The sequence below is a fragment of the Micromonospora sp. A200 genome, from assembly GCF_029893845.1.
GTDB classification, from domain to species: Bacteria; Actinomycetota; Actinomycetes; order Mycobacteriales; family Micromonosporaceae; genus Micromonospora; species Micromonospora purpureochromogenes.
Genome location: NZ_JARXXY010000070.1, coordinates 1 through 12459 on the forward strand (window position 1 = coordinate 1; position 12459 = coordinate 12459).

General features: G+C 73.2%; 12 protein-coding genes. 7 read left to right on the forward strand and 5 right to left on the reverse strand.

Going from position 1 to position 12459, the window contains the following annotated elements; all coding sequences use genetic code 11:
• Nucleotides 1–160: 160 nt before the first annotated feature.
• On the reverse strand, nt 161–682 hold the full coding sequence (gene lepB, locus M2302_RS32440) for a signal peptidase I (RefSeq protein ID WP_280841604.1): 522 nt from the start codon (nt 680–682) through the stop codon (nt 161–163).
• Nucleotides 683–1083: 401 nt separating this feature from the next.
• Here lepB and M2302_RS32445 point away from each other — a divergent pair, with 401 nt between their 5' ends.
• The 3 genes from M2302_RS32445 to M2302_RS32455 all read left to right on the forward strand — a co-directional run bounded on the left by M2302_RS32445 (nt 1084) and on the right by M2302_RS32455 (nt 2724).
• Nucleotides 1084–1260: a hypothetical protein gene (locus M2302_RS32445; protein ID WP_280841614.1), complete on the forward strand. Its 177-nt coding sequence runs from the start codon at nt 1084–1086 to the stop codon at nt 1258–1260.
• A 99-nt stretch (nt 1261–1359) separates the two neighbouring features.
• Entirely contained in the window at nt 1360–2130 is a 771-nt protein-coding gene (locus tag M2302_RS32450; RefSeq protein WP_280841605.1) for a hypothetical protein, read from the forward strand.
• A gap of 180 nt (nt 2131–2310) precedes the next feature.
• A complete protein-coding gene (locus M2302_RS32455) occupies nt 2311–2724 on the forward strand; it encodes a hypothetical protein (RefSeq protein ID WP_280841606.1) in 414 nt (137 codons plus the stop codon).
• Between the two features lie 148 nt (nt 2725–2872).
• Here M2302_RS32455 and M2302_RS32460 read toward each other — a convergent pair whose 3' ends face one another.
• From M2302_RS32460 to pcaF, 4 genes are all read right to left on the reverse strand, one after another.
• A complete protein-coding gene (locus M2302_RS32460; protein WP_280841607.1) occupies nt 2873–3373 on the reverse strand; it encodes a DUF456 domain-containing protein in 501 nt (166 codons plus the stop codon).
• Between the two features lie 76 nt (nt 3374–3449).
• Complete coding sequence (locus M2302_RS32465; protein ID WP_280841608.1) at nt 3450–5618, reverse strand: bifunctional diguanylate cyclase/phosphodiesterase; 2169 nt, start codon at nt 5616–5618, stop codon at nt 3450–3452.
• Between the two features lie 7 nt (nt 5619–5625).
• Nucleotides 5626–6444 (reverse strand): SAM-dependent methyltransferase, encoded by an 819-nt coding sequence (locus M2302_RS32470; RefSeq protein WP_210776748.1) that lies wholly within the window; start codon nt 6442–6444, stop codon nt 5626–5628.
• A gap of 251 nt (nt 6445–6695) precedes the next feature.
• On the reverse strand, nt 6696–7901 hold the full coding sequence (gene pcaF / locus M2302_RS32475) for a 3-oxoadipyl-CoA thiolase (protein ID WP_280841609.1): 1206 nt from the start codon (nt 7899–7901) through the stop codon (nt 6696–6698).
• 110 nt (nt 7902–8011) lie between these two features.
• Between pcaF and M2302_RS32480 the strand changes: the two genes are divergently transcribed.
• From M2302_RS32480 to M2302_RS32495, 4 genes are all read left to right on the forward strand, one after another.
• Nucleotides 8012–8977: a glutathione S-transferase C-terminal domain-containing protein gene (locus tag M2302_RS32480; RefSeq protein ID WP_280841610.1), complete on the forward strand. Its 966-nt coding sequence runs from the start codon at nt 8012–8014 to the stop codon at nt 8975–8977.
• On the forward strand, nt 8970–9641 hold the full coding sequence (locus tag M2302_RS32485) for a DUF998 domain-containing protein (RefSeq protein WP_280841611.1): 672 nt from the start codon (nt 8970–8972) through the stop codon (nt 9639–9641). The genes M2302_RS32480 and M2302_RS32485 overlap by 8 nt, the downstream gene beginning before the upstream one ends.
• A gap of 205 nt (nt 9642–9846) precedes the next feature.
• Nucleotides 9847–11145: a dicarboxylate/amino acid:cation symporter gene (locus M2302_RS32490; RefSeq protein WP_280841613.1), complete on the forward strand. Its 1299-nt coding sequence runs from the start codon at nt 9847–9849 to the stop codon at nt 11143–11145.
• Between the two features lie 164 nt (nt 11146–11309).
• On the forward strand, nt 11310–12377 hold the full coding sequence (locus tag M2302_RS32495; protein WP_280841612.1) for an NADH:flavin oxidoreductase/NADH oxidase: 1068 nt from the start codon (nt 11310–11312) through the stop codon (nt 12375–12377).
• Nucleotides 12378–12459: the final 82 nt, after the last annotated feature.

The following is a 12459-nucleotide window of genomic DNA, read 5'->3' on the forward strand; positions in this document are numbered from 1 at the left end:
AACGTCCTCCTCCTGCGATGGGACACCAAGCCCGACAAGCGCATCAGGGGGACGTTCCTACGTCCTGCATCGACACGCAGAACGTCTTTCTATGCCGCCGTCTGAGCGCTTAGCGTCGGCCACCTCGGTACGTCCGTCGCAAGTGTCAGGTGCGCCCTGATCAGTCGACCATTACGGCGAAGACCGACGACACCGGCACCGGCCCGGCACACCGGGAGTCGTTCGACCGGGCGCGGCTATCGCCCATGACGAAGACGGAGTCGGCCGGCACGGTAACCGCGGCGAACCGGCGCGGCCCGCAGTAGTTCGGGTTCAGCGGCTCGTCGAGCGACGCGTCCTCAGCCACATACGGCTCGGCCAGCGGCTTACCGTCGACCGTCACCTTGCCCGAGGTATCGCAGCAGGCGATGGTTTCGCCGCCGACCGCGACGACGCGTTTGAGCAGCGTCGCCTTACGGTCACCCCAGAGGCCGCCGGGTGAACGGATCAGGACGACATCGCCGCGCCGTGCCTCATACGTGCCGGTTACTGTCCGTGCGGTGACAACCTGGCCGGCCTTGACCGTCGGCTCCATACTGACGCCGCCCTGGGTGAACTGTTCGGTGGCTCCCGTCTCGGTCGCGTCACCGTCGCCGCAGCCGGCAACAGCCATCACGAGAAGGAGCACCATCAGTCTGCGCATCCGACGGATCCTGCCAGAAGAGGCGGTGCCGTGCGGTCCGCCGGGCGCGGCGCTACCCGGCACTGCTGCCCCAAGGTCACATGCGCTGTCATGCCGCGAAGCGCTCGTCACGGAAGGTAACCAGCTCACGGGTGCCCGCATCCGGACGTGGCACCCCTCTGTGTCATCCATGATGATCTGGAGGGATGTTCTAGGCTGGGGTTCGGCGGGTCCGGGAAGTGACTTTTCCGAAGTGTCGATCTCGGGGTTCAGGTCGGCCGCGCTGGATTGCAGAGTCGCCCCCGCGTGTCCTCCCGGGCCCGTCCCGAGCTGCTTGGCGTCGGCGACCATCTGCCGGTAGACGATGTCGGACAGCCGCCGCTTGAGAGCTCGCCCTCCTCAGGGCGGGGCTCACGGTCTTCGTGATCGCCCCGAACCAGATCAAGCACCTGCGCCGCCGCTACGGCGCAGCCGGCAACGCAGCGCTGGATCGAAAATCGCTCGCCGCGCTGAAGACCCCGTCGGCACAACGACTCGCCGACGCCGCGCTGTCCGGACAGCCACTGGCCTGGCTCAACCCGCCCCAACCGGCGACGTAGCTGCCCATTCCGACTCGACAGCCCGGGTGCCGCTCGTAGGATCGCATCCATGCTCGGGCAGCGGCCGTACCAGGCAGACAACCAACCCCGTACGCTGCGGTGACGCTGAGCCAAGCGGGCAGTCTGTGGGCGACGCTCGCGGTGACGCTGGTCCTGGGAGCCCTTCACCTGCTGGCGCCGTACATCCGGCGGACGCTGCCGGTGCCCACCCAGGCGGCGACCTCGCTCGGCGGCGGCATCGCCGCAGCGTACGTCTTCCTCTACCTCCTGCCGCGCCTCGCCGAGGGCAACGAGGCGGTCGCCCACGTCCTGGAGGAAGAGGTCCGCGCCGGCCGGGTGCGCGGATTCATCCTGTTCCTCGTCGCGCTGATCGGCTTCTTCACGTTCTACGCCCTGGAACGTGCCACCCATCGGACGAAAGGGCACGAGCAGGAGCCCACCCGGCTGGTCTTCGCGTGTCAACTCGGCTTCTTCGCGCTCTACAGCGGCCTGATCACGTACACCTTGGCCACGAAGCTGGACGCGGGCCTCGCGCCGGCGGCGCTGTTCGCCGTCGCCATGGGGCTGCACGTGCTGGCCACCGACGGCGTGCTGGCCGAGCACTTCCCGGTCAGCCTCACCACCCGGTGGCGCCTCGTTCTCGTCGCCGGCGCCGGTGCCGGCTGGTTGACCGCGGTCGTCGCCCAGCCCACCAGCGTGGTGATGAATCTGCTCACGGCGTTTCTCGGTGGCGGGATCCTGCTCAACGTCTTCGTCGACGAACTGGCACCCGAGCGGCACTCGAGCTTCGCCTGGTTCACCGTCGGGCTGGCCAGCTATTCAGCGCTCCTCGCGATCGCGACCTTCACCACGGAGCTGGGGGCCGCATGACGGCGAGGAGAACCCAGTTACCAGCACCGTTACGGGCAGTGGAGCCGGCCGCCGGCGTTCGAAGGAGGTGGCCGGCGGGCTCGTCTCGACCGCCGACGACTACCTCGCCTTCGCCTCGGCTCTGCTCGCCGGCGGTTCCCAGCACGGCGAGCGGTGCTCTCGCGGCCATCGGTGACGCTGATGACCAGCGACCACCTGACCCCGGCGCAGAAGGCGGTCTCCGGGTTCTGGCCGGAGTACTTCGACACCATGGGCTGGGGTTTCGGGATGTCGGTCCGCACCCGCCGCACGCACTTCGGCCCCTCGGTCGGGAGCTACGGATGGCCCGGCTTCTACGGCACCGCATGGTACAACGATCCCGCCGAGGACATGACAACGATCTTCATCATGCAGCGGGCGCACGCGGGCGACCAGAGGCTGCCGATGTCGCACGACTTCTGGACCGCTGTCTACCAGGCGATCGACGATTGGCCGCAGGGGCCGGAGACCGCCAAGTCAGGCGGCGGTGTCCGCACGCGCCGCCCGGAGACCGGACCAATGACCTACTCATTCGAAGGTGTTCTCCCGGTTGGGGGCGGGACCTGCCCGCGATGACGACCAGCCGCACTCTCATGCCGCTGGTCGAGCGCGCCAGCCGTCGGCGGGCCGTTCACTATCTGGGCCACGCATAAAACCCGCCGAGAACGGTGATCCGCACGGCGTCGGCCCTAACCGATGCCCACCGCCCGGACCGGCCGCTGGCTCAGGCGAACAGCAGGCCGGCGACCCAGAGCGCGGCGACGACCAGCCCGGCCAGGAACTCCACCAGCATTGACAGCCCGGCCGCCTTGAGCGCCTGCACGGTCGCCGGCCAGGCGAGCTGGTTGCTGCCCAGGCGCAGCCGCTCGGCGCCGAACACCCCGCCGACGAAGCCGAGCACCAGCCCCACCACCGGGATCACGAAGAACCCCACCACCCCGAGCAGGCCGCCAGCGAGCAGCGACGAGGTGGGCACCCCGGTCCGCTTCAGGTTCCGCCCCGGCCAGGCGTACTTGACGACGGTGCCGCCGGCGGCGACCACGGTGGCCGCGGCGAGCACCGCCCACCGGCCCGGGCCCGCGCCGCCGAAGAGCGCCCAGACCAGCACGCCGCCCCAGCACAGCGGCAGCGCCGGCAGCCCGGGCACCACCACGCCGGCCAGTCCGGCCAGGATGGCCAGCGCGGCCACCACCGACACGGCCGCCTGTGAATCGGTCAGGCCCACGCCGCCTCCGCCCGTCGCCCACGGCCCCCGGCGGGACCCCCATCCGGGTACGCCCCGCCACGCCCGACCCGAGCGCTCACGCCGCCGCCTCCCCGCCGCGCAGCCGGGCGGTGATCTCCTCCGCCGGCATCGGCGGGCCGAACCAGCGCCCCTGACCGGTGTCGCACCGCAGCGCCCGCAGCCGTTCGGCCTGGGCGCCGGTCTCCACGGCCTCGGCGGTCACCGACAGCTCCAGCGCGTGCGCGAGCCGGACCAGGGCGTCCACGATGCGCTCGTCCCGGTGGTCGGCGGGGGCGTCCGGTTCCTCGGCCCGGATCCCCTCGACGAACGGGCCGGCCAGCTTCAGGCAGTGGATCGGCAGCCGCCGCAGGTACGCCAGGTTGGAGTAGCCGGTGCCGAAGTCGTCGATGGCGAGCCGAACGCCCAGCCCGGCGAGCCGGCGCAGCGAACGCAGCGGCTCGCCGGCGGTGCCCATCACCGCGCTCTCGGTCAGCTCCAGCTGCAACAGCTCCGCCGGCAGGCCCGTCCGGCTCAGCGCGCCCGCCACGGTGTCGACGATGGCCGGGTCGTCGGCCTGCCGGGCGGCCAGGTTGACGCTGACCACCAGCGGCTGCCCGGGGAACTCGCGGTGCCAGGCCCGGGCGTCCCGGCAGGCCTGCCCCAGCACCCACTCGCCGAGCCGGACGATCAGGCCGGTCTCCTCGGCCAGCCCGATGAACCGGTCCGGTCCGACCAGGCCCAGCTCCGGGTGCCGCCAGCGCACCAGCGCCTCCACCGCGAGCATCTCTCCGTCCAGCAGCGAGACGATCGGCTGGTAGTGGACCACGAACTCGTCCCGGTCCAGGGCGGCCGGCAGCCCGGCGGCGAGCGCCGACCGGGCGATGTCGGCGGCGCTGCGCTCCGGGTCGTACACCGCCCAGCGGCCCCGGCCCTCCGCCTTCGCCCAGTACAGGGTGGTGTCGGCGGCCTTCATCAGCTCGGAGGCGCTGGTCTCCGCGGCCGGGCACTCCACCACGCCGACGCTGGCGGAGACCGCGAGCTGCTGATCGCCGACCAGCACCGGGGCGGAGACGGCGGCCAGGGCCAGTTCGGCGACGCCGACGGCGTCGTCCAGCCCGTCGCCGCCGTCGACCAGGATGACGAACTCGTCGCCGCCCATCCGAGCGACCAGATGGCCCTGCCCGGCCACGCAGTCGGCCAGCCGCCGGGCGATGGTGATCAGCAGCCGGTCGCCGAGGTCGTGGCCGAGGCTGTCGTTGACCGCCTTGAAGCCGTCCAGGTCCAGGAAGCAGACGGCGATTCGCTGCTCCGGACCGGCCCGCTCGAAGCACCGTCCCAGGGTCTCGAAGAACAGCGTCCGGTTGGGCAGGCCGGTCAGCGGGTCGTGCAGGGCCTGGAACCGCAGTCGCTGCTGGAGTTCGTACCGCTCGGTGATGTCCTCGATCATCGCCACCGTGAACCGGGGGCGTCCGTCGTCGTGCCGGATCAGCGAGACCGCCAGGTCGGTCCAGACGACGGTGCCGTCCTTGCGGTGGTAGCGCTTCTCCACCCGGGCGTGGTCGTGCTTGCCCTCGATCAGCTCCTGGTACAGCTCCCACATGCCGGCGGCGTCGTCGGCGTGGAACAGCGACGCCACGTTGATCTGCCGCAGCTCGTCGACGGGGTAGCCGAGCATGTCGGCGAAGGACTGGTTGACCTCGATGATCTGCCCGTCGATGCCGGCGATGCCGATGCCGATCGCCGCGCCGGTGAAGACCGCGCGGAAGCGGGCCTCGCTGTCGCGCAGCGCCCGCTCCACCGCGTCCCGGGCCTGCCAGGCCGAGCGGGCGATGCGTTCCTGCTGGCTGAAGGTCCGGTTGCGCAGGGCGCGGGCGAACCCGGCCGCGAGCGCCCCCTGCAACGCCGCCACCCGGTCGGCGACGTCGGCGGGGTGGACCCGGTCCGGCAGCACCTGCGCCAGGAACCGGTGGCCGAGGGCGTGCACCGACCAGTCCAGCACCCGGGGCTCGGTGAGGTGCGCCTCCACCAGCGCCCGGCCCACGTCCTCCGCCGGGGTGGCGGAGAACTGCCGGGACAGCACGGCCTGGCCCAGCCGTACGGTGTGGACGAGCAGCAGCCGCTCGGTCTCGTCCGCGCTCAGCGGCACGAAACCGAGTCGGCGCACCGCCCGGGCCCAGTCGGCGGCGTACCGCTGGGCGCGGGGGCGGTGGAGATCGTCCCCGCCGGAATCCGGGACGGCGGCCATGTCGGACTCAGCCGGCGGCGCGGTCGTACCGGGCGACGCCGCCGAAGGCGCCGAACCGCTCGGGGTGCTCGTCCACGTCGGAGGGTGAGTCCGGCCGCCACAGCGGCATGTGCACCACGCCCGGCTCCAGGATCGTCCAGTCGCCGAAGAAGCCGGTGATCTCGGCCCGGGAGCGCAGCGTGATCTCAGTGGCGGTACGCGCCGACAGCCGCTGCGCGTCGAGCATCTCCTGCGGCTGGTCCTCGAAGGTCGAGTGGGAGATGACCAGGAAGCTGCCGGGCACCGCGGCGGCCCGCAGGGCGGCGAGGATGTCGGCCGGGCGGTCGACGTCGGGGATGAAGTGCACCACCCCGGCGAGCAGGATGCCGACCGGGCGGCTGAAGTCGATCAGGCCGCTGGCCCGGGCCTCGTCCAGGATCAGCTTCGGCTCCCGCAGGTCGGCGTGGATCGCGGTGGCCCGATCGTTGCCGGCGAGCAGCTCCAGGCTGTGCGCCACGGCCACCGGGTCGATGTCGACGTAGACGATCCGGGCCTGCGGGTTGGCGGCCTGCGCCACCTCGTGCACGTTGCCGACGGTGGGGATGCCCGAGCCGATGTCGAGGAACTGGTCGATGCCGGCGTCGAGCAGCACCCGGACGGCCCGGCGCAGGAACTCCCGCCCGGAGCGCATGGTGGCCGCCAGGTTCGGCGTCATGCTGGCGATCTGCTCGGCGAGCTGCCGGTCGATCTCGAAGTTGTGCGCGCCGCCGAGGAAGTAGTCGTAGACGCGGGCCGCGCTCGGCCTGCTCAGGTCTATCTCGGCGGGAGTTCCGTCCGGCATCTGCATCGGTTCGCCCCAGTTCGTCGCCGCGATGCGGGAGGGCACCGGTGTCCGGACGCGCGCAGGCACGCGGAGGCGACACCGGCCGACCCGCGGAAGGTGTGGTGCTGACCACTCTAGGCGCGTACGACCGAGCGCGGGAGATCCACATTTGGGCGGTGATCACCTGTCCGCCCGACAGCGTCCCGGCGGAGGTACCCGCCGGGGCCCGGGACACCGGCGCCGCCCGACCTCGCGCCAACGACCGGCGCGAGGGGTCAGGCGGCGGACTCCAGTATCAGCGCGATGCCCTGCCCGACGCCGATGCACATGGTGGCCAGCGCCCGCCGGCCGCCCCGGCGGCGCAGCTCCAGCGCGGCGGTCAGCGCCAGCCGGGCGCCGCTGGCGCCGAGCGGGTGGCCGAGCGCGATGGCGCCGCCGTTGGGGTTGACGTGCTCGGCGTCCTCCGGCAGGCCCAGCTCGCGCAGCACCGCCACTCCCTGCGCGGCGAACGCCTCGTTCAGCTCGACCACGTCGACGTCGCCGAGGCCCAGGCCGAGCCGGTCGAGCAGCTTACGGGTGGCCGGCACCGGCCCGATGCCCATGATCCGGGGCGGTACGCCGGCCGCGGCGGCCCCGCCGATCCGGGCCAGCGGGGTCAGGCCGTACCGGGCGACCGCGGCCTCGGAGGCGACCAGCAGCGCCACCGCGCCGTCGTTGACCCCGGAGGAGTTGCCGGCGGTCACCGTGCCGCCCTCGCGGAACGGGGTGGGCAGCGCGGCGAGCTTCTCCAGCGACGTCTCCCGGGGGTGCTCGTCGACCTCGACCAACTTCGTCTCGCGCCGCCCGGCCGGCACGGTCACCGGCACGATCTCCTCGGCGAACCGGCCGTCGGCCTGCGCCTTGGCGGCCCGCTGCTGGGAGCGCAGCGCGAACTCGTCCTGCGCGACCCGGTCGACGCCGAACTCGGCGGCCACGTTCTCCGCCGTCTCGGGCATCGAGTCGATGCCCCAGCCGGCCTTCATCAGCGGGTTGACCAGCCGCCAGCCGATGGTGGTGTCGTACACCTCGGCGGTGCGGGCGAACGGCGTCGCCGCCTTCGGCATGACGAACGGCGCGCGGCTCATGCTCTCCACCCCGCCGGCGACCACCAGGTCGGCCTCGCCGGCCACGATGGACCGGGCGGCGGTGGCCAGCGCGTCCAGGCCGGAGCCGCAGAGCCGGTTGACCGTGCTGCCGGGGACCTCCTCGGGCAGGCCGCCGAGCAGCGCCGCCATCCGGGCGACGTTGCGGTTGTCCTCGCCGGCCTGGTTGGCGCAGCCGAGCACCACGTCGTCGGTGCGGGCCCAGTCCACCGACGGGTGGCGGGCGACCAGCTCGCGGATCACGTGGGCGGCGAGGTCGTCGGGGCGTACCCCGGCGAGGGCGCCGGCGTACCGGCCGATCGGCGTACGGACTCCGGCCACGAGGTATGCCACGGTCATCGGCGCTGTCCTTCGGGGGGTGGAAGGGGTTCGGCGGCGGCGCGTCGGCCCGGGTCGCGGGGACGCCCGAGCGCCAGGATATCCGCGGGCCGAGCCGATAGGTTGACGGCATGGCCCGGGCCCAGTTCAGCGCAGAGACCGCCGGCGGCGGCGCGTTCGTCCGCCAGCCCAACCGGTTCACCGGTCGGGTCACCCCGCACTCCACCTCGCCGCCCGGGGGCGGGCCGGACGAGCAGGACCGCTGGCCGCTGGAGCCGGGCCGCTACCGGCTGATCTGGTGCCGCGCCTGCCCGTGGGCGCACCGGGCGAGGATCGTGCGCGGCCTGCTCGGCCTGGATGAGGTCGTCTCGCTGGGCACGGTCGACCCGATCCGCGACGAGCGGGGCTGGCGGTTCAACCTCGACCCGGACGGCTTCGACCCGGTGCTGGGCATCGGCTTCCTCTCCGACGCGTACCTGGCCACCGACCCGGACTACACCGGGCGGGTGACCGTGCCGGCGCTGGTCGACACGCTCACCGGGCGGGTGGTCACCAACGACTACCCCCAGCTCACGCTGGACTTCTCCACCGAGTGGCGGCGGTTTCACGCCCCGGGCGCGCCGGACCTCTACCCGGTCGAGCTGCGCCCGGAGATGGACGCGTTGATGGCCGAGATCCACCGGGACGTCAACAACGGCGTCTACCGGTGCGGCTTCGCCACCTCCCAGGAGGCGTACGACGAGGCGTACACCGCGCTCTTCGCCCGGCTGGACGCGCTGTCGGAGCGGCTGGCCGGGCGCCGCTACCTGATGGGCGAGCAGATCACCGAGGCGGACGTCCGGCTGTTCACCACCCTGGTCCGCTTCGACGTGGCGTACCACGGGCACTTCAAGTGCAACCGGCAGAAGCTGACCGAGATGCCGGTGCTCTGGGCGTACGCGCGGGACCTGTTCCAGACGCCGGGCTTCGGGGAGACGGTCGACTTCGACCAGATCAAGCGGCACTACTACGCCACCCACGAGATGATCAACCCGACCCGCATCGTGCCGCTCGGCCCGGACCTGCACGGCTGGACCACGCCGCACGGGCGTGGCTGAGCCGGATCGGGCCGTCGGCCCCGCCCGGGCCGCCGCCGCGTCGGCCGCCGCCGGCTGCGTGCTGGCCGGCACCGCCGCGGTGATCGTCGCCGTGGTCGCCGGTCCCGGCCCGGGCCTGACCGGGTACGTCAGCGAGGCCGGCGTCGCCGACAGCGCGTACGCGCCGACGTACCGGATCGGGGTCTTCGCCCTGGCCGCGGCGCTGCTGCTGCTCGCCGCCGCACTGCCGGCGCCGCTGCGCCTCGCCGGGGCGCTGCTCGGCGCGGGCAGCGGGTTCACTCTGCTCTCCGCGGTGGTGACGTGCAGCACGGGCTGTCCGCTGCCGCCGTTCGAGGCGGCGACGGTGGCGGACCTGGTGCACGGCGGGTCGAGCATCGCGGCGGTCGCGGCGGTGGTCTTCGCGATGCTCGCGCTGGCCTGGTCCCCGGCGACGACGCCCGCGTTGCGCCGGATCTCGGCCCTGGGCGGGGCGCTGGCGCTGCCGCTGTCCGGCGTGATCGCGCTGGCCATGCTGGTCGCCGGTCGGGGCGGATTGGTGGGCGGCCTGGAGCGGGTGCTGCTGGCGGTGACCTTCGGCTGGGGCCTGGCGGCGGCCACGGCGCTGGGCCTGCGCCGGGACCCGACCGCGACGAAGCGGTCAACGGACGGCAGACCCACCCTGTAAGGAGCCTCACGCCCTTCGGTCCTTCCCGGTGCGCGGTGGCCAGGAGTAGCGTCGCCAGGCGATGACCAATGTCTGGCACCTCACCGTGCGCCTGTACGTCGACCTCCGACTGCAGGCCAGCGGCGTCTGTCCGGCGCGGCCCGCTCTCTGACGCCGCCCGCACCGACCTCCGACAGACCTTGGACCCATCCTCATGGCTTCCGCCCTGCGCAAGATTCCCTTTTCCGCACAGATCCTGCTCGGCCTCGTCCTCGGCGTGGCGCTGGGCTTCCTCGCCCGCGCCAACGACCTGAGCTGGCTGGCCAGCACCCTCGACACCGTCGGCGGCCTCTTCGTCCAGCTGCTCAAGCTGGCCGTCCCGCCGCTGGTCTTCACCGCCATCGTGGTCAGCGTGGTCAGCCTGCGCGGCGTGGCCAACGCCGCCCGACTGGCGCTGAAGACCCTGCTCTGGTTCGGCATCACAGCGCTGATCGCGGTCAGCATCGGCATCGGCCTCGGCCTGCTCACCGATCCCGGTCGCGGTGTCTCGCTCGACACCGGCGCGGCGAGCGCCCCGAAGAAGACCGGCTCCTGGACCGACTTCCTCACCGGCATCGTGCCGACCAACCCGGCCGGCGCGTTCGTCGAGGGCAACGTCCTCCAGATCGTCTTCCTCGCCCTGGTGGTGGGCGCCGCCGCGCTGCTCGTCGGCGAGGCCGCCGAACCGTTCGTGGCGCTCAACCGCTCGCTGCTGGAGATCGTGCAGAAGGCGCTCTGGTGGGTCATCCGGCTCGCCCCGATCGGCACCCTCGGCCTGATCGGCAACGCCGTCGCCTCGTACGGCTGGGACCTGATCGCCCCGCTCGCGAAGTTCACCACCGCCGTCTACGTCGGCTGCGCGATCGTGCTGTTCGTGGTCTACCCGCTGCTGCTGGTGGCGGCCGGCCGGCTCAACCCGCTGCGCTTCTTCGCCGGCGCGTGGCCGGCCATCGAGCTGGCCTTCGTCTCCCGCTCCTCGGTGGGCACCATGCCGGTGACCCAGCGTTCCGTCGAGCGCCTCGGCGTCCCCCGCGAGTACGCCTCGTTCGCGGTGCCGTTCGGCGCCACCACGAAGATGGACGGCTGCGCCGCGATCTACCCGGCCCTGGCGGCGATCTTCGTCGCGCAGGTCTTCGGGGTGGACCTGGGCGTCACCGACTACCTGCTGATCGCCTTCGTCTCGGTGGTCGGCTCGGCCGCCACCGCCGGCCTGACCGGCGCGATCGTGATGCTCACCCTGACCCTGAGCACGCTGGGTCTGCCGCTGGCCGGCGCCGGCCTGCTGCTGGCCATCGACCCGATCCTGGACATGATCCGCACCGCCACCAACGTGGCCGGGCAGGCGCTGGTGCCGACCATCGTCGCCGCCCGGGAGGGCACCCTGGACCGGGCCGCGTACGACTCCGCCGGCCGGCGTGAGCTGATCGACGCCGAGGAGGCCGAGCGGCCGACCCGCTCCGACGAGCTGGCGCCGGTCCCCGCCTGAGTCGCCCTTCGGGTGCGTTTCCGGTCGCTCCGGTGACCGGAAACGCACCCGAACCACGTGGACAGCCGCCGCATCCAGCGGACATCCGGCTCCGCGAGCACCACCGGCCGCGCCGGGCCCTCCCCGGCGGGTCCTGCCCGTCGCCTCTCCCGGAGGATCACCTCATGAGTGCCCTGTTCACCCCGCTGACCCTGCGCGCGGTCACCCTGCCCAACCGGGTCGCCCTCGCCCCGATGTGCCAGTACAGCGCCGGCCCCGACGGCCTGCCCACCGACTGGCACCGGATCCACCTCGGCTCCCGGGCAGTCGGCGGCGCCGGCCTGATCCTCACCGAGGCCACCGCCGTCCTGCCCGAGGGGCGGATCAGCCCGCAGGACACCGGCCTCTGGTCCGACGCGCACGTCGACGCCTGGCGCCCGGTCACCGGATTCGTCGCCGCCCAGGGCGCGGTGCCCGCGGTGCAGCTCGCACACGCCGGGTTCAAGGCGTCGACGTACCGGCCGTGGGCCGAGCGGCGCGGCGGCGTGCCGGACGCCGAGGGCGGCTGGACCCCGGTCGGCCCCGGCACCGAGCCGTTCCTCCCCGACTACCGCGAGCCGACCGCGCTCGACAAGGCCAGCATCGCCCGCGTGGTGTCCGCCTTCGCCACCGCCGCCGGCCGGGCGGTGGACGCCGGCTTCGGCGCGGTGGAGATCCACGCCGCGCACGGCTACCTGCTGCACGAGTTCCTGTCCCCGCTGACCAACCACCGCACCGACGGCTACGGCGGCGACCGGACCGCCCGGATGCGGCTCACCCTGGAGGTGGCTCGCGCGGTGCGCGCCGCCGTCGGCGAGCGGGTGCCGGTGCTCACCCGGATCTCGGCCACCGACTGGGTCGAGGGCGGCTGGACCGTCGAGGACAGCGTCGTGCTCGCCGGTCAACTCGCCGCCGCCGGGGTCGACCTGGTCGACGCCTCCTCCGGCGGCGCGGCGGCCCGGGCGAGCATCCCGGTCGGGCCCGGCTACCAGGTGCCCCTCGCCGCGCGGATCCGCCGCGACGCCGGGGTGCTCACCGGCGCGGTCGGCCTGATCGTCGAGCCGGAGCAGGCCGAGCAGATCGTCGCCGGCGGCGAGGCCGACCTGGTGCTGCTCGGCCGGGAACTGCTCCGGGACCCGTACTGGCCCCGCCGCGCCGCCGCCAAGCTCGGCGCCCACCCCGGCTGGCCCGACCAGTACGCCCGCGCCTTCTGACCCTGCCCGGTCGGCCGGCCCGACCCTGATCCACACCCGGTTGCGGGGGGGGCGGCCGGGCGGCCGGGCCGCACCCCCGCCC

Bases quoted from the DNA above. Each gene is read 5' to 3' on its own strand.
- M2302_RS32495 (WP_280841612.1), top strand. From the start codon at position 11,310: ATGAGTGCCCTGTTCACCCCGCTGACCCTGCGCGCGGTCACCCTGCCC.
- pcaF (WP_280841609.1), bottom strand. From the start codon at position 7,901: ATGACCGTGGCATACCTCGTGGCCGGAGTCCGTACGCCGATCGGCCGG.
- lepB (WP_280841604.1), bottom strand. From the start codon at position 682: ATGCGCAGACTGATGGTGCTCCTTCTCGTGATGGCTGTTGCCGGCTGC.
- M2302_RS32470 (WP_210776748.1), bottom strand. From the start codon at position 6,444: ATGCAGATGCCGGACGGAACTCCCGCCGAGATAGACCTGAGCAGGCCG.
- M2302_RS32455 (WP_280841606.1), top strand. From the start codon at position 2,311: ATGACCAGCGACCACCTGACCCCGGCGCAGAAGGCGGTCTCCGGGTTC.
- M2302_RS32480 (WP_280841610.1), top strand. From the start codon at position 8,012: ATGGCCCGGGCCCAGTTCAGCGCAGAGACCGCCGGCGGCGGCGCGTTC.
- M2302_RS32465 (WP_280841608.1), bottom strand. From the start codon at position 5,618: ATGGCCGCCGTCCCGGATTCCGGCGGGGACGATCTCCACCGCCCCCGC.